This window comes from Pseudomonas sp. NFACC43 (genome assembly GCF_900119645.1).
Lineage (GTDB): Bacteria > Pseudomonadota > Gammaproteobacteria > Pseudomonadales > Pseudomonadaceae > Aquipseudomonas.
In genome coordinates this window covers 283,818-303,032 of record NZ_FPKK01000003.1, presented here as the reverse complement: position 1 = coordinate 303,032, position 19,215 = coordinate 283,818, and the positions used below count along the sequence as shown (strand labels likewise).

General features: G+C 63.7%; 15 protein-coding genes. 13 read left to right on the top strand and 2 right to left on the bottom strand.

All coding sequences use genetic code 11. The features are described from left to right. Nucleotides 1–30: 30 nt before the first annotated feature. Together BT179_RS08250 and BT179_RS08245 are read right to left on the bottom strand one after the other, a co-directional pair. A complete protein-coding gene (locus tag BT179_RS08250) occupies nt 31–3,309 on the bottom strand; it encodes an EAL domain-containing protein (RefSeq protein WP_072392242.1) in 3,279 nt (1,092 codons plus the stop codon). Between the two features lie 66 nt (nt 3,310–3,375). Next, a complete protein-coding gene (locus BT179_RS08245; RefSeq protein WP_072392245.1) occupies nt 3,376–4,266 on the bottom strand; it encodes a LysR family transcriptional regulator in 891 nt (296 codons plus the stop codon). Between the two features lie 158 nt (nt 4,267–4,424). On the opposite strand from BT179_RS08245, the gene leuC reads away from it, so the two are divergent. From leuC to BT179_RS08180, 13 genes are all read left to right on the top strand, one after another. After that, nucleotides 4,425–5,843 carry a 3-isopropylmalate dehydratase large subunit gene (leuC, locus tag BT179_RS08240; RefSeq protein ID WP_072392249.1) on the top strand — a complete coding sequence of 473 codons (1,419 nt, stop codon included), beginning with the start codon at nt 4,425–4,427 and terminating at the stop codon, nt 5,841–5,843. A gap of 12 nt (nt 5,844–5,855) precedes the next feature. After that, nucleotides 5,856–6,500 (top strand): 3-isopropylmalate dehydratase small subunit, encoded by a 645-nt coding sequence (gene leuD, locus BT179_RS08235; RefSeq protein WP_072430687.1) that lies wholly within the window; start codon nt 5,856–5,858, stop codon nt 6,498–6,500. A gap of 83 nt (nt 6,501–6,583) precedes the next feature. After that, nucleotides 6,584–7,348: a class I SAM-dependent methyltransferase gene (locus BT179_RS08230; protein ID WP_072392256.1), complete on the top strand. Its 765-nt coding sequence runs from the start codon at nt 6,584–6,586 to the stop codon at nt 7,346–7,348. A gap of 54 nt (nt 7,349–7,402) precedes the next feature. Next, on the top strand, nt 7,403–8,485 hold the full coding sequence (gene leuB, locus BT179_RS08225) for a 3-isopropylmalate dehydrogenase (protein WP_072392260.1): 1,083 nt from the start codon (nt 7,403–7,405) through the stop codon (nt 8,483–8,485). Nucleotides 8,486–8,539: 54 nt separating this feature from the next. Further along, entirely contained in the window at nt 8,540–9,652 is a 1,113-nt protein-coding gene (gene asd / locus BT179_RS08220; protein WP_072392264.1) for an aspartate-semialdehyde dehydrogenase, read from the top strand. A gap of 181 nt (nt 9,653–9,833) precedes the next feature. Continuing rightward, nucleotides 9,834–10,844: an aspartate-semialdehyde dehydrogenase gene (locus tag BT179_RS08215; RefSeq protein WP_072430686.1), complete on the top strand. Its 1,011-nt coding sequence runs from the start codon at nt 9,834–9,836 to the stop codon at nt 10,842–10,844. A 210-nt stretch (nt 10,845–11,054) separates the two neighbouring features. Further along, nucleotides 11,055–13,664, top strand: a complete 2,610-nt coding sequence (locus tag BT179_RS08210) for a FimV/HubP family polar landmark protein (protein ID WP_072430685.1) — start codon at nt 11,055–11,057, stop codon at nt 13,662–13,664. A 204-nt stretch (nt 13,665–13,868) separates the two neighbouring features. Beyond that, a complete protein-coding gene (truA, locus tag BT179_RS08205; protein WP_072392273.1) occupies nt 13,869–14,693 on the top strand; it encodes a tRNA pseudouridine(38-40) synthase TruA in 825 nt (274 codons plus the stop codon). 64 nt (nt 14,694–14,757) lie between these two features. Continuing rightward, the gene (locus tag BT179_RS08200) at nt 14,758–15,390 is read left to right on the top strand and encodes a phosphoribosylanthranilate isomerase (protein ID WP_072430684.1); all 633 of its coding nucleotides are present in this window, start codon (nt 14,758–14,760) and stop codon (nt 15,388–15,390) included. A gap of 255 nt (nt 15,391–15,645) precedes the next feature. Beyond that, a complete protein-coding gene (gene accD, locus BT179_RS08195) occupies nt 15,646–16,566 on the top strand; it encodes an acetyl-CoA carboxylase, carboxyltransferase subunit beta (RefSeq protein ID WP_053154736.1) in 921 nt (306 codons plus the stop codon). After that, nucleotides 16,563–17,870: a bifunctional tetrahydrofolate synthase/dihydrofolate synthase gene (folC, locus tag BT179_RS08190; protein ID WP_072430683.1), complete on the top strand. Its 1,308-nt coding sequence runs from the start codon at nt 16,563–16,565 to the stop codon at nt 17,868–17,870. The genes accD and folC overlap by 4 nt, the downstream gene beginning before the upstream one ends. After that, on the top strand, nt 17,854–18,537 hold the full coding sequence (locus BT179_RS08185) for an SPOR domain-containing protein (RefSeq protein ID WP_072430682.1): 684 nt from the start codon (nt 17,854–17,856) through the stop codon (nt 18,535–18,537). The genes folC and BT179_RS08185 overlap by 17 nt, the downstream gene beginning before the upstream one ends. Before the next feature lie 99 nt (nt 18,538–18,636). Beyond that, the gene (locus tag BT179_RS08180; RefSeq protein ID WP_072392287.1) at nt 18,637–19,197 is read left to right on the top strand and encodes a CvpA family protein; all 561 of its coding nucleotides are present in this window, start codon (nt 18,637–18,639) and stop codon (nt 19,195–19,197) included. Nucleotides 19,198–19,215 lie beyond the last annotated feature (18 nt).

Sequence of the window (19,215 nt, the reverse complement as noted above, 5' to 3'; positions counted from 1 at the left end):
TGGCGCCCTTTTTCATTCTGTAGATCAGGGTCACGGCAACAGCCGCTCGAACGCCTCCAGCGGCAACGGCCGGCTGTGCAGGTAGCCTTGGTACAGGTGGCAATCGAGCCCTTGCAGAAATTGCAGTTGTTCCAGTGTTTCCACCCCTTCGGCGATCATTTCCAGGTTGAGGCTGCGGGCCATGGCGACGATGGCGCGGATGATTTCAGCGTCGTTGGGGTCGCTGGTGGCGTCGCGTACGAACGACTGATCGATTTTCAGGGTGTCCACCGGCAGGCGCTTGAGGTAGGTCAGGGATGAATAGCCGGTGCCGAAATCGTCCATGGCGAAGCTCACCCCCAGTTTCTTCAGGCGGCGCATCTTGGCGATGGTGTCGTCCAGGTTCTGGATCACGATGCCTTCGGTGATTTCCAGTTTCAGCATCGTGAAAGGCAGGCCATGGGTCGCCAGGCTGCTTTCGATGCGCTCGACGAAATCGCTCTGGCGGAACTGTCGCGGGCTGATATTCACGCACAGGCTGAAACGCCGGGGATCGATCTTGCCCTTGGCGATCAGTTGCTTGAAACCGTCGCAGGCTTCGTCGAGGATCCAGGTGCCGACCTCCAGGATCAGCCCGCTGTCCTCCAGCACCTTGATGAATTCATTGGGCGATTGGGCGCCCAGTTCGGGATGGTGCCAGCGCACCAGGGTCTCGGCACCGATGATACGGTTGTCCCGGGCGTCGACCTGGGGTTGGAAATGCACGCTGAATTCCCCGCGAGCCAGGGCCTGGCGCAGGTCGGTTTCCATGCGCAAGCGTTCGCTGGCGGCCTTTTGCATGGTGGTGTGGAACATCTGTGACGTGTTGCGTCCCGAATCCTTGGCCCGGTACAGCGCGATATCGGCGCGCTTGAGCAGGTCGGCGGGCGTGGAGCCATGGTCGGGAATCAGCGCCATGCCGATGCTTGGCGTGACTTGCAGCCGCTGGCCATCGAGGGACATCGGCTCCGAGAGCAGTTCTCGCAGGGTATCGGCCAGTTTCTGCACCTGCTCGGTGACTTCGCTGCGGCTACCTTCGAGGCCGCTGAGCAAGACCACGAATTCGTCGCCACCCAGGCGCGCCACCGTGTCCTCCTGGCGCACGCTGGCCTCCAGGCGCGCGGTGATGATCTTCAGCACTGTATCGCCCACCGGATGGCCCAGTGAGTCGTTGATGTGCTTGAAGTGGTCCAGGTCGAGGAACAGCAGCGCACCGCGCAGGTCATGGCGCTTGAGCAAGGCGATCTGCTGGCTCAGGCGGTCCATCAGCAAGGCACGGTTGGGCAGGTTGGTCAGCGGATCGTGATAGGCCAGGTGGCGAATCTGTGCTTCGGCGTTGCGCAGCAGGCTGACATCCCGGGCGGTGAGCAACAGGCAATCGGTTTCGTTGAGGGTGATGGGCTCGACCGACACCTCCACGGTGAGCAACTCCCCGCGCTTGTTGCGCCCGAGCATTTCCTGGTGGTGCACGCGTCCCTTGAGCTGCAGTTCGGCCAGCAGTGCCGTGCGCTGTTTGGCTTCGGCCCAGATGCCCACCTCGAACACGGTATGGCCGAGTACCTCGTCGGCGCGGTAGCCGGTCAGGCGACAGAAGCCATCGTTGACCTCGAGGTAGCGGCCGCTTTCACGTTCGGTGATGGTGATGGCGTCGGGGCTGGAATGGAATGCCTTGGCGAACTTTTCCTCGCTGGCCTTGAGGGCCGCTTCGGAGCGTTGCTGCTGGGTAATGTCCCGCAGCGTGGTCACGATGCAGGGCTGGTTGTCGACGTTGATCTGGCGGCTGGAGATCACGCAGGTCAGCGGATGGCCGGACCTGTGGTGCACGACAATGGCGACATTGCTCAGGGACTGCTCGCGGATCACCCGCTCGATGCGCTGCAGGCTGCTGCCCGAGGCATCCCAGAGGCCGATCTCGTCGGCACTGCGGCCAATCACGTCGCTGGCGGTCCAGCCGAATGTCTGGGTAAAGCTCGAATTGATCTCCAGGAACCGGCCGCTGTCCTGGTGAGTGAGGCAGATCGGGTCGGGACTGACCTGGAACAACGTGGCGAATTTTTCTTCCGATGCCGCCAGGCTCTGTTCGCGCTCCACCTGGTCGGTGATGTCGAGCAGGGTGCCGGCCATGCGCAATGGGCTGCCATCGTCGTTGCGATACAGACGGGCGCGACTTTCCAGGTAGCGGGAGCTGCCGTCCGGCAGTTGCACCCGATAGGTCAACTGGTAATTGCCCGCCGGGCCTTCGCGCAGGCTGCGGTAGGCGTTGCGCATGTTGTTGCGTTCTTCGTCCGGTACGCCTTCGAAGAACGCGTCGAAGGATTCGTGGAACGGCTTGGGTTCCAGGCCATGGAGCTGCGCGGCCCGGGCCGAGCCGTAGAGCATGCCGCTGGGGATGTGCCAGTCCCAGGTGCCCAGTTGCGCCGAGTCGAGGGCCAGGTCCAGGCGTTCCTGGCTGTCCTTGAGGGCCTGCTCGGCCAGCTTGCGTTCGGTGGTGTCGAGAAAGGTGCTCAGCAGATAGGGTTGGCCTTCGAGTTCGACCTTCTGCGCGCTGAGTATGCCGCTGTGGATCTGGCCGTTGCTGGCCCGGAATTCCACTTCCATGCTCACCAGCTCGCCCTTGGCCTTGGTCGCTTCCACCAGCCTGGCCCTTTGGCTGGGGTCGACCCACAAGCCCAGCTCCAGGGTGGTCCGGCCGATCACATCATGCACCGGCCAGCCGAACAGGCTCTCGAAATACTGGTTGGCTTCGCTGATCAGCCCGTCTTCCTGGCGGGTCAGCAGCACCATGTTCGGGCAGAGATGAAAAAGCGTGGCGAAGCGCTTTTCCGAACTGCGCAGGGCCTGTTCGCGCTCGCGTTGATGGGTGATCTCGCGGATCACCCCGATCATGCGCGGACGGCCGTGCTTGTCGGGCAGTACGCTGCCACTGATTTCCAGCCAGTGCAGGCTGCCGTCGGGCCAGACGATGCGGTGGTGCATGGCCTGTTCCAGTGGCGCACCGGCCACGGCCGCGTGGAAGGCCCGGACGGCCTTGGCCCGGTCTTCGGGCAGCAGGAGGTCCAGGTAGTCCACATCGGCCGGCAATGGCTGGCGCGGATCGAAGCCGAACAGCGCCTGGGTGCCCCGGGACCAGCTGATCTTGCCGCTATCGATATCCCACGACCAGGCCCCCAGGCGCGCGCCGTTCAGGGCGGCCAGCAACTGCGGCGCGCTGTCCCAGCTTTGCTCGGACCGCTTGGGGTCGAGTGCCTGGATGCGCGGCAGGGGCGGGATATGGTCGGCAGGGTTGGGCATTATCTAGCGGGCCTTGGGCAGTTGGGCGTTAGGCACGGGCATTCGGCCCTAGAGGAGTCGCACGACTTATGCCTGGGTCCCTGGCAGATCGATTTGTGCGTCCAGTAGGGCCATGAAGGCCCGAGCAGCGTTCGACAGCGTCCGTTCGGTGTGCAAGATATAGCCTAGCTGGCGACTGAGCTGTATGCCCGGCAAAGGTATGCGAGCCACCTGATCGTCGAGCATCGTGCGTGGCAGGACGCTCCAGGCCAGGCCGATGGAGACCATCATTTTTATGGTTTCCAGATAATTCGTGCTCATGGCGATGTTCGGCGTCAGGCCCTGGGCCTCGAACAGGCGTTGCACGATGTGGTGGGTAAAGGTGTTGCCCCCCGGGAAGACCGCCGGGTGCAGGGCGATGTCCGCCAGGCTCACGCTGGCGTTGTCCAGCAGTGCGTGCTCCGGCGCTACCACGAAGTCCAGGGGATCGTCCCATACCGGCGTGGCGCGCATCAGGGTGTGGGGTTCGGGGGCGAGGGTGATGACCGCCAACTCCGCCCGGCCATGGAGGATTTCCTCATAGGCCACTTCCGAATCCAGGAACTGGATGTCCAGCGCGACCTGGGGGTAGCGGCGGGTGAATTCCCGCAACAGAGGCGGCAGGCGATGCAGGCCGATGTGGTGGCTGGTGGCAAGGGTCAGCCGCCCGCTGACCTCGCCGGTCAGGTTGGTCAGGGCGCGACGGGTGTCGTCCAGTACGTTGAGGATCTGATAAGCCCGTGGCAGCAGGGCCCGACCGGCTTCGGTCAGGCCTATTTCACGCCCCAGGCGGTCGAACAGGCGTACGTTGAGCTGTTGTTCCAGGCCGGCGATGCGCTTGCTGATGGCCGGCTGGGTCAGGTGCAGGCGCTCGCCGGCACCGGAGAAGCTGCCGGTCTCGGCAATGGCAATAAAGGCATTGAGGTTGGCAAGGTCCATGGCCGTCTCGATTGAATTCCTGTTGGTTATGCAAAGTATGAAAAATATGAATTTGAGTTATTTAATGTAGCCTCATAACATCAGCCTCACAAGCCAGAGGGTTATTGAATTCATTCAAGGCCCGGGGCATAGAAACAAGCTGATGAGGAAACCTTCTGATGGCCGGCAAAACGCTCTACGACAAGCTCTGGGATTCGCACCTGGTCAAGCAGCGCGACGATGGTTCGGCGCTGATCTATATCGACCGTCACATCATCCACGAAGTGACGTCGCCGCAGGCTTTCGAAGGCCTGCGCCTGGCCGGGCGCAAGCCGTGGCGCATCGATGCCAACATCGCGACCCCGGACCACAACGTGCCGACCACTGCGGAGCGCAAGGGCGGCATCGACGCGATTGTCGACCAGGTCTCGCGCCTGCAGGTCCAGACCCTCGATGACAACTGCGACGAATATGGCATCGTCGAATTCAAGATGAACGACGTGCGCCAGGGCATCGTCCACGTCATCGGCCCGGAGCAGGGCGCGACCCTGCCGGGCATGACCGTGGTCTGCGGCGACTCGCACACCTCGACCCACGGTGCCTTTGGCGCCTTGGCCCACGGTATCGGCACCTCCGAGGTGGAGCATGTGCTCGCCACCCAGTGCCTGGTGGCCAAGAAAATGAAGAACATGCTGGTGCGCGTCGAGGGCAAGCTGCCGTTCGGCGTGACCGCCAAGGACATCGTCCTGGCCGTGATCGGCAAGATCGGCACCGCCGGCGGTAACGGCCATGCCATCGAGTTCGCTGGCAGCGCCATCCGTGACCTGTCCGTCGAAGGCCGCATGACCATCTGCAACATGTCCATCGAGGCCGGTGCCCGGGTCGGGCTGGTGGCCGCCGATGAAAAAACCATCGAGTACGTCAAGGGCCGTCCGTTCGCCCCGAAAGGCGTCGAATGGGACAAGGCAGTGCAAGCCTGGAAAGACCTGGTGTCCGATCCCGATGCGACATTCGATACCGTGGTCGAGCTCGACGCCGCGCAGATCAAGCCGCAGGTCAGCTGGGGCACTTCGCCGGAAATGGTGCTGGCCGTCGACCAGAACGTCCCCGATCCGGCCAAGGAAATGGACCTGGTCAAGCGCGACTCCATTGTCCGCGCCTTGAAGTACATGGGCTTGAGCGCCAACCAGGCGATTACCGACATCAAGCTCGACCGCGTGTTCATCGGCTCCTGCACCAACTCGCGGATCGAAGACCTGCGCGCCGCGGCGGTAATCGCCAAGGGCCGCAAGGTGGCCTCGACCATCAAGCAGGCCATCGTCGTACCGGGTTCCGGCCTGGTGAAGGCCCAGGCGGAAGCGGAAGGGCTGGACAAGATCTTCCTCGAGGCCGGTTTCGAGTGGCGCGAGCCAGGGTGCTCCATGTGCCTGGCGATGAACCCTGACCGCCTGGAATCGGGCGAGCATTGCGCTTCCACCTCCAACCGTAACTTCGAAGGCCGTCAGGGCGCCGGTGGCCGTACGCACCTGGTGAGCCCAGCCATGGCCGCTGCGGCGGCCGTCAACGGCCGTTTCGTCGACGTCCGCGAATTGATCTGAAGGAGCGCAGCAATGAGAGCTTTTACCCAGCACACCGGTCTTGTCGCGCCTTTGGATCGTGCCAACGTCGACACCGACCAGATCATTCCCAAGCAATTCCTGAAGTCCATCAAGCGCACCGGTTTCGGCCCGAACCTGTTCGACGAATGGCGCTACCTGGATGTCGGCCAGCCATACCAGGACAACTCCAAGCGGCCGTTGAACAAGGATTTCGTGCTCAACGCCGAGCGCTACCAGGGCGCCAGTGTGTTGCTGGCCCGGGAGAACTTCGGTTGCGGTTCGAGCCGCGAGCACGCGCCGTGGGCTCTTGAAGAGTACGGTTTCCGCAGCATCATCGCGCCGAGCTACGCCGATATCTTCTTCAATAACAGCTTCAAGAACGGCCTGCTGCCGATCATCCTGAGCGACGCTGAAGTGGACGAGCTGTTCCAGCAGGTCGAGGCCAACCCGGGCTACCAGTTGCAGATCGATCTGGCAGCGCAAACCGTGACCCGTCCAGACGGCAAGGTGCTGAGCTTCGAGATCGATGCGTTTCGCAAGCATTGCCTGCTCAACGGCCTGGACGACATCGGCCTGACCTTGCAGGACAGTGACGCGATTGCCGCGTTCGAAGCCAAGCACCGAGCGAGCCAGCCCTGGTTGTTTCGCGATGCTTGATGGATCGATGTAGGCAGTACCGGCTTCATCGCGAGCTTGCTCGCGATGGGGTCCACCCAGGCAAAAAAACATAAGGACATCCCATGACCAGCACCGCCCACAGTCAGGTTGTACAAAAGCAATTCGGTGAGCAGGCTGCGGCCTACCTGAGCAGTGCCGTGCACGCCCAGGGCGCTGAGTTCGCGCTGCTACAGGCCGAACTGAAGGGACGTCCCGAGGCCCGCGTCCTGGACCTGGGCTGCGGTGCCGGTCACGTCAGTTTCCACGTGGCGCCCCTGGCCGGTGAAGTGGTGGCCTACGATCTATCCCAACAGATGTTGGATGTCGTGGCCACAGCAGCGGCCGAGCGTGGCCTGGGCAATATCAGCACGGTGCGGGGCGCCGCCGAGCGCCTGCCGTTCGCCGCCGCTGAGTTCGACTTCGTGTTCAGCCGCTATTCGGCGCATCATTGGAGCGACCTGGGCCTGGCGCTGCGGGAAGTGCGCCGGGTACTCAAGCCGGGCGGGGTGGCGGCCTTCATCGATATCCTTTCGCCGGGTGCGCCGTTGCTGGACACCTACCTGCAGAGCGTTGAAGTGCTGCGCGACACCAGTCATGTGCGCGATTATTCGGCCGGCGAATGGTTGCGCCAGGTCAGTGAAGCGGGGCTGCACACCCGCAGCACCTCGCGCCAGCGCCTGCGCCTGGAGTACCGCTCGTGGGTCGAGCGCATGCGCACCCCCGAGGTGATGCGGGCGGCGATACTCGAGCTGCAGCGTGCCATGGGCGACGAAGTGCGTGAATATTTTGAGATTGAGGCCGATGGTTCGTTCAGTACAGATGTACTGGTGCTGTGGGCCGAGCGATAGCCTTTTTCCCGGCCAGCCCCAGGGGCCTGTGCCGATAGAGCAAACGAGGAATACATGAGCAAGCAGATTCTGATTCTCCCTGGTGATGGCATTGGCCCGGAAATCATGGCCGAAGCGGTCAAGGTCCTGGAGCTGGCGAACGACAAGTACGGCCTGGGCTTCGAGCTCAGCCACGACGTGATCGGCGGCGCTGCCATCGACAAGCACGGCGTGCCCCTGGCCGATGAGACCCTGGATCGTGCCCGTGCCGCCGATGCCGTGCTGCTGGGTGCCGTGGGCGGCCCGAAATGGGACAGGATCGAGCGCGATATCCGTCCGGAACGCGGCCTGCTGAAGATTCGTGCGCAACTGGGCCTGTTCGGCAACCTGCGTCCTGCGATTCTCTACCCGCAACTGGCCGATGCTTCGAGCCTGAAGCCGGAAATCGTCTCGGGCCTGGACATCCTCATCGTCCGTGAGCTGACCGGCGGTATCTACTTCGGCGCCCCGCGTGGCACCCGTGAGCTGGATAATGGCGAGCGCCAGGCCTACGACACCTTGCCGTACAGCGAGAGTGAGATCCGCCGTATCGCCCGGGTCGGTTTCGACATGGCCCGGGTGCGTGGCAGGAAACTGTGTTCGGTGGACAAGGCCAACGTCCTGGCTTCCAGCCAACTGTGGCGCGAAGTGGTAGAGCAGGTGGCCAAGGATTATCCGGACGTCGAGCTGAGCCATATGTACGTGGATAACGCCGCCATGCAACTGGTGCGTGCGCCCAAGCAGTTCGATGTGATCGTCACCGACAATATGTTCGGCGACATCCTGTCCGACGAAGCGTCGATGCTTACCGGTTCCATCGGCATGCTGCCGTCGGCGTCCCTGGATGCCAACAACAAGGGCATGTACGAGCCATGCCACGGCTCGGCGCCGGACATCGCCGGCCAGGGCATCGCCAACCCGTTGGCGACCATCCTGTCGGTGTCGATGATGCTGCGCTACAGCTTCAACCTCCATGACGCGGCGCACGCGATCGAGCAGGCCGTCAGCGTGGTGTTGGACCAGGGCTTGCGCACCGGCGACATCTGGTCGGACGGTTGTACCAAAGTCGGTACCCGGCAAATGGGCGATGCAGTAGTCGCCGCGCTGCGGAATCTGTAATCTTTCGGGCCCACCGCCAAGACGGTGGCCCACTTTTGTATAGGTGTAGTTGCGATGAAACGTGTAGGTCTGATCGGTTGGCGCGGCATGGTCGGTTCCGTGCTCATGCAGCGAATGCTGGAAGAGCAGGATTTCGATCTCATCGAACCGGTGTTTTTCACCACCTCCAATGTCGGTGGCCAAGGCCCGTCCGTGGGCAAGGATACCGGTGCGCTCAAGGATGCCTACAGCATTGAGGAGCTCAAGACCCTCGACGTGATCCTGACGTGTCAGGGCGGCGACTACACCAGCGAAGTCTTCCCCAAGCTGCGCGAAGCCGGCTGGCAGGGCTACTGGATCGACGCCGCTTCGAGCCTGCGCATGCAGGACGATGCCGTCATCATCCTCGACCCGGTGAACCGCAAGGTCATCGACCAGCAACTGGACGCGGGCACCAAGAACTACATCGGCGGCAACTGCACCGTCAGCCTGATGCTGATGGGCCTGGGCGGCCTGTTCGAAGCCGGCCTGGTGGAGTGGATGAGCGCCATGACCTACCAGGCGGCCTCCGGTGCCGGCGCGCAGAACATGCGCGAGCTGATCAAGCAGATGGGCGCGACCCACGCCGCCGTCGCCGATGACCTGGCCAACCCGGCCAGCGCCATCCTCGACATCGACCGCAAGGTTGCCGAGGCGATGCGCAGCGACGCGTACCCGACCGAAAACTTTGGCGTGCCGCTGGCCGGCAGCCTGATCCCATGGATCGACAAGGAACTGCCTAACGGCCAGAGCCGCGAAGAGTGGAAGGCCCAGGCTGAAACCAACAAGATCCTGGGGCGCTTCAAGAGCCCGATCCCGGTGGACGGCATCTGCGTGCGCATCGGTGCCATGCGTTGCCACAGCCAGGCGCTGACCATCAAGCTGAACAAGGACGTGCCGATCGCCGACATCGAAGGGCTGATCAGCCAGCACAACCCTTGGGTGAAGCTGGTGCCGAACAACCGCGAAGCCAGCATGCAGGAGCTGAGCCCGACCAAGGTCACCGGCACCCTGAACGTGCCGGTGGGCCGTTTGCGCAAGCTGAACATGGGCTCGCAGTTCGTCGGCGCCTTCACCGTCGGCGACCAGTTGCTCTGGGGCGCGGCCGAGCCGCTGCGCCGCATGCTGCGGATCCTGCTCGAACGTTGATCGGCCGCTGCTGTGAAAGAACCCGTGCCTTGTGAGAGGCGCGGGTTTTTTTTGGGAGACGGTTGTGTGTCAGGTCGCCCCATCGCGAGCAAGCCCAGGCACTGCAAGTCCGCCAGCCGATTGCCTGCATACCGGTCACCCGGTAAAGTGCCGCTCCCCCCGTTTTACCTGAGGTAGACCCATGAGCCAGTCCTTTGATATTGCCGTGATCGGCGCCACCGGTACTGTCGGCGAAACCCTCGTCCAGATTCTTGAAGAGCGGGATTTTCCCGTCGGCAACCTGCACCTGCTGGCCAGCAGCGAGTCGGCGGGAAGCTCGGTGATGTTCCGCGGTAAAAACGTGCGGGTGCGTGAGGTCGATGAGTTCGATTTCAGCAAGGTCCAGCTGGCCTTTTTTGCCGCGGGCCCGGCCGTTACCCTGAGCTTCGCCCCGCGGGCCACGGCTGCCGGGTGTGCATTGATCGACCTGTCTGGCGCCTTGCCTGCGGAACAGGCACCGCAGATCGTGCCAGAGGCCAACGCCCATGTCCTGGCCGGGCTGGGCAAGCCGTTGCAGGTCGCCAGCCCCAGCGCTTCGGCTACGGCGCTGGCGGTAGCGCTGGCCCCCTTGCGTGAATGCCTGGACCTGCAGCGCGTCAGCCTGACCGCCAGCCTCGCTGTATCCACCCAGGGACGCGTCGCCGTCACCGAGCTGGCGCGCCAGACCGCCGAGCTGCTCAACGCCCGCCCGCTGGAGCCCACGTTCTTCGATCGGCAGATGGCATTCAACCTGCTGGCCCAGGTCGGCACGCCGGACGAGCAGGGCCATACACCGCTGGAAAAACGCCTGGTGCATGAGCTGCGGCAGGTGCTGAATCAACATTTATTAAAGATTTCCGTTACTTGCATTCAAGCCCCGGTGTTTTTCGGCGATAGCTTTAGCGTGACCTTGCAGTCCACAGCGCCTGTCGACCTGGCGAAGGTCAACGCGGCCCTGGAAGCGGCGCCCGGCATCGAGCTGGTGGAGGCGGGCGATTATCCGACGCCTGTGGGTGACGCCGTGGGCCAGGATGTGGTTTATGTGGGGCGCGTGCGCCGCGGTATCGACGATCCGACGGAGCTCAATCTGTGGCTGACCACGGATAACGTGCGCAAGGGCGCGGCGCTCAACGCGGTGCAGGTGGCGGAGTTGTTGATAAAAGACCTGCTGTAAAAGATACTTGGCAACAATTTGTCGAATGATTCTAGCTGGGCGCTATGCTTGGCCAGAGTGATGAAGGCGAACCTTGCTCCCGGGGCATTCCCGGGCATGCGTGAAACGATCGCGCGCACCGTTGTTTCTGGGGGCAGTGCGCAAAGCCTCGTGGCGGCGACAACAATACCTTCTCGCTGGCCGAGGAATGTTCAAACAAAGGAAGAGGCTATGGTTCAAGTTCGCAAACTGGTGTTAGCAATAGCGGCCGCCTCGGCGCTGTCCTCCGGTATGGCGCAAGCGCTCGGGCTCGGGGAATTGACCCTGAAGTCGACGCCGAACCAGCCTCTGGTCGCCGAGATCGAGCTGCTCGATGTCCAGCAGCTGTCCGCTGCCGAAGTCGTACCGAGCCTGGCCTCGCCCGAAGACTTCGCCAAGGCCGGCATCGACCGCCAGGCTTTTCTCAACGACCTGACCTTCACCCCGGTGATCAACGCCAACGGCAAGAGCGTGCTGCGCGTGACCTCCAGCCGGCCGTTGTCCGAGCCGATGGTCAAGTTCCTGGTGCAGGTGATGTGGCCCAATGGGCGCCTGCTGCGCGACTACAGCGTCCTGCTCGACCCGTCCAAATTCTCGCCCCAGGCTGCCGAGGCGGCCCGACCGAAACCACCCCAGGTCATATCGACACCGGTGACCGGGGCTACCAAGCCATCCCAGTACACCACTACACCGCGCGATACCCTGTGGGAAATCGCCGCCAAGGCCCGTAACGGCGGCTCGATCCAGCAGACCATGCTGGCGATCCAGGCGCTGAACCCGAATGCATTCATCGATGGCAACATCAACCTGCTCAAGACCGGCCAGGTGCTGCGTCTGCCCGACCCTGTGCAAAGTACTGCCTTGCCGCAGCCCCAGGCCATCGCCGAAGTGGCGGCGCAGAATGCCGCCTGGCGCCAGGGCCGCCAAGGACGCCAGGGCGTGGCGGGTACTGGCCAGCAGCAACTGGACGCGACCCGGCGCGGCCGTGGCGAAGATGCGCCGGCCCAGGCTGCCGGTCGCGACAAGCTGAGCCTGGTGTCGGCCGAGTCCGCCAAGGCCGGGGCCAAGGGCGCCGCCGGGGATGCCCAGGCGCTGAGCAACAAACTCGCGATCACCCAGGAAAGCCTCGATTCGGCTCGCCGTGATAACGAAGAATTGAAAAGCCGCATGGCGGATCTGCAAAGCCAGTTGGACAAGCTGCAGCGCCTGATCGAACTGAAGAACGACCAGTTGGCCAAGATGCAGGCCGAAGGCGCCGCTGTGCCACCGGCTCCGGGATCGACCCCGGCGATGTCGGCGCAACTGACTCCGCCGCCGCCCTCGGCGCAAGCACCAGCCACTGTGCCCACACCCGCACCCCAGGCCACGCCGCAAACGCCTCCTGAAGCCTCGCCTGGAAGTACGTCGGAAGCGACGCCAGCGGCGACGTCGACCGAGCAGAAATACAACGACCTGCTGACCAACCCGATCCTGCTGGGGTTGATCGGTGGCGGCGTGGTGCTCCTGCTGTTGCTGCTGTTGCTGCTTGCCCGTCGTCGCAAGGCGCAACAGGAAGCCGAGAAACATTTGCGCATGGCCCGAGCCCTCGAGGAGGAGGCCGACTTCTCCCCGGAGCTCGATCTGCCCCCGAGCAGCTTCGAGGGCATTGAAGTTCCACCACCGAGCGTCAAACTCGAACCCAAGCCAGTACCTGCCCCGGCGCCCAAGCCGGCTCCGGTGGTCGCGCCTGTCGTGGTCACGCCGCCGATCGCCGCGCCACTGGTGGCTCCGGCCGCCGATCGTTTCGACGACGTTCTGCCACAGGCCCAGGCTCATATCGATCGTGGTCGCCTGAACCAGGCGGCCGACCTGCTCGAACAAGGCATCAAGGCCGAACCGCAACGCAGCGATCTGCGCCTGAAGCTGATGGAAGTCTATGGCCAGCAGGGCGACCGTGACGCGTTCGTCGCCCAGGAGCGCCAGTTGGTGGCCAATGGCGATAACTACGCCCAGGTCGAGCAGCTCAAGAGCCGCTTCCCGGCCATGGCGGTCGCCGCCGGTGCCGGCTTGGCCGCCGCCGCAGTGGCTGCGGAACTGGACGCGCAGTACGTCAAGGATCTGCTGGAAGACACGCCGCCCACCGACGAGGAGCTCGACAGCGCCTTCGACCTGAGCCTGGATGATCTTGAAGCCGCACCGGCGGCCACGCCGCAGCCCGAGCCGATTCCGGAGCTGGATGCATTCCCGACCGACGACGACCTGAGTTTCGAGTCGGTGCTCAAGCAGCAGACCGAAGCCGCCGAAAGCCTGGACGACCTGTCGGAGTTCGACCTGGACCTGGGCGCCGATGCCCCGGCGCCAGCCTTGGCCGACGAAGATTTCCTGCTGGACCTGGACAACGATCTCAAGGACCTGGACGTGCCGGCAGCCGAGACGCCGGCCCTGGACGATACCCCGGCCGACGACCTGGAGTTGCCGGCGGATTTCGATCTGTCCCTGGCCGACGAAATGAATGCCGGCGAGGCGCCCAAGGATCCCTTCGAGTCCGAACTGGACGATGTCAACGCGGAGCTGGAACGTCTGTCCGACAGCCTGGGCCAGCCATCCTTCACGGCTGAAGACGCCCTGGCCAGCGCCGACGAGGAGCCGGACTTCGACTTCCTCAGCGGTACCGATGAAGTCGCCACCAAGCTCGACCTGGCCCAGGCCTACATCGATATGGGCGACAACGACGGCGCCCGGGACATCCTCGGTGAAGTCCTCAATGAAGGCGATGCCACCCAGAAGAGCGAAGCGCAGGAAATGTTGTCGCGCTTGGCGTGAGATGAGCGATAGACAACGACGGCAGCCGGTGAGGCTGCCGTTTTTGTTTGTGGTGGGAATTGGAGTTGGGCGCGATGGCTCCATCCTGCCACCATAGGATCGACGGTGGCACTGGCATCCCGCCCGGCCGGCCTTATAATGCCCGCCTTTGCGTACCTCAGCAGGCTGTAATTCTTGGCAAACATAGATAATCCGGCCGCCGAAATGGCGGCCGACGGCTTTTTCCGGATCGCCCTGGGCGTTGAATACAAAGGTTCGCGCTACCGTGGCTGGCAGCGCCAGGCCTCCGGCGTGCCGACGGTCCAGGAAATCCTGGAAAACGCGCTTTCCAAGGTCGCCGATTCGCCTGTGGCGCTGCATTGCGCCGGTCGAACCGACGCCGGTGTGCACGCCTGTGGCCAGGTGGTGCATTTCGACACCCAGGCCGAGCGATCGATGAAAGCGTGGGTCATGGGCGCCAATATCAACCTGCCGCACGATATCAGCGTCAGTTGGGCCAAGGTGATGCCGGCGCACTTCCATGCGCGCTTCAAGGCCATCGCCCGGCGTTATCGCTACGTGATCTACAACGACCAGATCCGCCCGGCGCACCTGAACGAAGAAATCACCTGGAACCATCGTCCACTGGATGTCGAGCGCATGGCCGAGGCTGCGCAATACCTGGTGGGCGTCCACGATTTCAGCGCCTTCCGCGCCGGCCAGTGCCAGGCCAAATCGCCGATCAAGCAATTGCATCACCTGCGTGTGACCCGTCACGGCAAGATGATCGTACTCGACATCCGCGCCAGTGCGTTCCTGCACCACATGGTGCGCAACATCGCCGGCGTGCTGATGACCATCGGTGCCGGTGAGCGGCCGGTGGAGTGGATCAAGGAAGTGCTGGACAGCCGCATCCGCCGTTCCGGTGGGGTGACGGCGCATCCGTTCGGGCTGTATCTGGTGCAGGTCGAATATCACAGAGAGTTCGAGTTGCCGGAGCGTTACATCGGGCCGCATTTCCTCACGGGCTTCTCGGAACTCGACGGCTGACGCCCTCCGTTGCATTTGCTACCATCCGGAACTTTCACGGGATCTGCCTGAGGTTTTTCACGACATGTCAGCCGTTCGCAGCAAGATTTGCGGGATTACCCGGGTCGAGGACGCGCTGGCGGCGGTCGAGGCCGGCGCCGATGCCATCGGGCTGGTGTTCTACGCCAGGAGTCCCCGGGCGGTGACGGTGCAGCAGGCACGAGCGATCATCCGGGCCTTGCCCCCGTTCGTGACCCCTGTCGGCCTGTTCGTCAACGCCAGCCGTTGCGAACTGGGGGAGATCCTCGACGCGGTGCCGCTGGCGCTGTTGCAATTTCATGGCGACGAGACCCCCGAGGATTGCGAGGGCTGGAATCTTCCCTATATCAAGGCGCTGCGGGTCAAGGCCGGCGACGACATCGCGGCTGGGTGCGAGGCGTTTGCCGGGGCCAGCGGGATCCTGCTGGATACCTACGTGGAAGGCGTTCCCGGCGGTACCGGTGAGGCGTTCGACTGGTCCCTGGTGCCCCGGGGGCTGAGCAAGCCGATCATCCTGGCGGGGGGGCTGACGGCCGAGAACGTGGCCGAAGCCATTCGCCAGGTTCGCCCGTATGCGGTGGATGTGAGTGGCGGAGTGGAGCAGGCCAAGGGCATCAAGGACCCGGCCAGGATCCGGGCGTTCATGGCGGCTGTGCACAGCAGCCAGTCGCCAATGTGACGGCTGGCAGACTGCCGCCGTCCATACCTGCACTGTACAAGCAGGCAGGCGCCGCCTTCGGGTGGGCCGATAGCGTAGTGGCAGCCGCGGTGGAGCGGTTGCCGGAATGGCAGAGGAGGTTGGGCTGCACGCAGGTCATGTTTCGCGCTGACCGTGGTGGCTCCTCGAACCTCGCCGCACAATGAATTTAGCTCAAGGGCATACGCGGGGCCGCGAACCAGAGCGTTCGGGCCGCCGGTACTGGAGAAAGAAAGCATGAGCAACTGGTTGGTAGACAAACTGATCCCTTCGATCATGCGTTCCGAGGTGAAGAAAAGCTCGGTGCCTGAAGGTCTGTGGCACAAATGTCCATCCTGCGAGGCGGTGCTGTACCGCCCCGAGCTGGAAAAGACCCTGGACGTTTGCCCCAAGTGCAACCACCACATGCGCATCGGCGCACGTGCCCGTATCGATATTTTCCTGGATGCCGAAGGCCGTGTTGAGCTGGGCGCCGACCTGGAGCCCGTGGACCGCCTGAAATTCCGCGACGGCAAGAAATACAAGGATCGCCTGACCGCTGCCCAGAAGCAGACCGGCGAAAAGGATGCCCTGGTGTCCATGAGCGGTACCCTGCTGGGCATGCCGGTGGTGGTCTCGGCCTTCGAGTTCTCCTTCATGGGCGGTTCCATGGGCGCCATCGTCGGCGAGCGCTTTGTCCGCGCCGCCAACCATGCCCTGGAAAACCGTTGCCCGATGGTCTGCTTCTCCGCTTCTGGCGGCGCGCGGATGCAGGAAGCGCTGATTTCCCTGATGCAGATGGCCAAGACCTCCGCGGTGCTGGCGCGTCTGCGCGAAGAAGGCATTCCCTTCATCTCGGTGCTGACCGACCCGGTCTACGGCGGCGTTTCCGCCAGCCTGGCGATGCTGGGCGACGTAATCGTCGGCGAGCCGAAGGCCCTGATCGGCTTTGCCGGCCCGCGCGTCATCGAGCAGACCGTGCGTGAAAAACTGCCGGAAGGCTTCCAGCGCAGCGAGTTCCTGCTGGAGCACGGCGCCATCGACATGATCATCCATCGCCAGGAGCTGCGTCCGCGCCTGGGTAACCTGCTGGCGCAACTGATGGGCCTGCCGACGCCTAAGTATGTCGCCACGCCCATCGAGCCGATGGTCGTTCCACCGGCGCCTGCGGGCCTATGATCCAACGTACCCTGGGCGATTGGCTGGCCTATCTCGAGCAGCTGCACCCGTCGGCTATCGACATGGGGCTGGAACGCTCGCAGGCCGTCATGTCCCGCATGGGGCTGGGCAAGCCGGCCCCCAGGGTCATCACTGTCACCGGTACCAACGGCAAGGGGTCGACCTGCGCCTTCATGGCCTCGCTGTTGCGGGCCCAGGGGCTGAGTGTCGGTGTGTACAGCTCGCCGCACCTGCTGCGTTACAACGAGCGGGTGCAGATCAACGGCGTCGAGGCTGGCGACGCCGAGCTGTGCGAGGCCTTCGTCGCGGTGGAAGCCGGGCGAGGCGAGATATCCCTGACCTATTTCGAGATGGGCACTCTTGCGGCGTTCTGGTTGTTCGCCCGTGCCGGTCTCGATGCCGTTGTGCTGGAAGTGGGCCTGGGAGGTCGCCTGGACGCCGTCAACCTGGTGGATCCAGACGTCGCGCTGGTGACCAGTATCGGCGTGGACCATGCCGATTACCTGGGCGACACCCGCGAATCCGTGGCTTTCGAAAAGGCCGGCATCTTCCGCCAGGGCGCGCCTGCGCTCTGCGGCGACCTCGATCCACCACAGCCATTGCTGGACAAGGCTCGGGAACTGGCCTGTCCGTTTTTCCTGCGTGGGCGCGATTTCGATCTGGCCACGACCGAGCAGCATTGGCAATGGCGTGGCAGCGATGCCCAGGGTAATCCGGTGGAGTTGCATGACCTGCCGCTGCTGGAGCTGCCAATGGAGAATGCCGCGCTGGCGCTCCAGGCCTACCGGTTGCTGGGGCTGCCCTGGGATGCCGGCCAGATCGTCAAGGCCTTGCAGGCGACCCGTGTCGTCGGCCGGCTCGATCGCCGCACGTTCGATTGGCAGGGCAAGCGCCTGAGCCTGCTGCTGGATGTCGGCCACAACCCCCATGCGGCGCACTACCTGGCCGAGCGCCTGGCTCATCGGCCTGTGGCGGGGCGGCGACTGGCGGTATTCGGGTTGTTGTCCGACAAGGATCTGGATGGCGTGGTCGAGGCGTTGAGTGCTAGTGTCCAGCATTGGGCAGTCGCGCCGCTGGACTCGCCGCGTTCGCGTCCGGCGGCACAATTGCAGGCGGCCTTGCAGGCGCGTGGCGCTTCGGTGGATGCTTATGCAAGCGTGGTCGCCGCGCTGGAAGGGCAGTGCGCCCTGGCGACCGCCGACGACGAAATCCTGGTGTTCGGATCATTTTTTTGTGTCGCCGAGGCCCTTCAATGGCTGAGCCGGCGCTCCACGGAGGAAGCTGCAGATGGCATTGCTGGATAAGGCATACAAGCAGCGCATGGTAGGGGCCCTGGTATTGGTGGCCCTGGCGGTGATTTTCCTGCCGATGCTGTTTTCCCGTCAGGACGAGCAGCGTCAGGTCACGGTCGATGCACCGGCCGCGCCCCAGGCGCCGGCGATGCCACCGGTGCAGGTCGAGCCGGTGACGGTGCCTGAGCCCCAGGCGCTGCCCCAGGAACCCGTTCCAAGCGATGAAGAACTGGCCGCGCAACCCGCGCCTGCGATGCCGATCACGCCCGCTCCAGCGGCTCCAGCGGCGCCGACCGCTGCACCGACTACATCGAGCAAGCCGTCTGTCGCAGCAGCGCCTGCGCCTGCTGCTCCGGCAGCCAAGCCGGCACCGAGCCAGCCGATCACCGCAGCGCCGACCAAGCCGGACACCACCCAAAGTCGCGTGGACGCCAACGGCCTGTCGGTCAGCTGGTCCGTGCAACTGGCCAGCCTGAGCAGTCGCGAGAGCGCCGAGAACCTGCAGAAATCCCTGCGCAGCCAGGGGTACAACGCCTATATCCGTTCCGCCGACGGCAAGAACCGGGTATTTGTCGGGCCGCTGATCGAGCGTGCCGAGGCCGATCGCCTGCGGGACTTGCTTGGCCGTCAGCAGAATCTCAAGGGGTTCGTGGTGCGTTTCCAGCCAGAGCGTGGTTGATCGCGGTTTGCCTGATTTGAATCACACTGACAATCGCAGCTTACCGACAGCCCTGCGCTCTGCTAAAATGCGCCGCCTTATCCGTCTGTAGGCTGCACCGTGCCATTTACCTGGGTTGACTGGGCGATCGTTGCAATCATCGCCATCTCCGCATTGATCAGTCTGAGTCGCGGCTTCGTCAAGGAAGCCCTCTCGCTGCTGACCTGGATCATCGCGGGGGTCGTGGCCTGGATGTTTGGTGGTTCGCTGTCCCAGTACCTTGCCGGATACATCGAAACTCCGTCGGCTCGCGTGATCGCGGGCTGTGCCATCTTGTTTATCGCCACCTTGCTGGTCGGCGCAATGATCAATTATCTGATCGGCGAACTGATTCGTGTCACCGGGCTTTCCGGGACCGACCGGTTCCTGGGCATGGCCTTTGGCGCGGCGCGTGGCGCCTTGCTGGTGGTCGTGGCCGTCGGGCTGCTGAGCCTGGGGCCGGTACAGCAGGATTCGTGGTGGCAGGAGTCCCGGCTCGTGCCACAATTTCTATTGGTCGCAGACTGGTCCAAGAACCTGATCCTGGGTTGGAGCAGTCAGTGGCTTGCCAGCGGTATCAGCGTACCCGCTGAAATACCGTTCAAGGAACAACTATTGCCGACGGCCAAAACGCCGCAGTGATCGTTGTTCAGTTCAGAT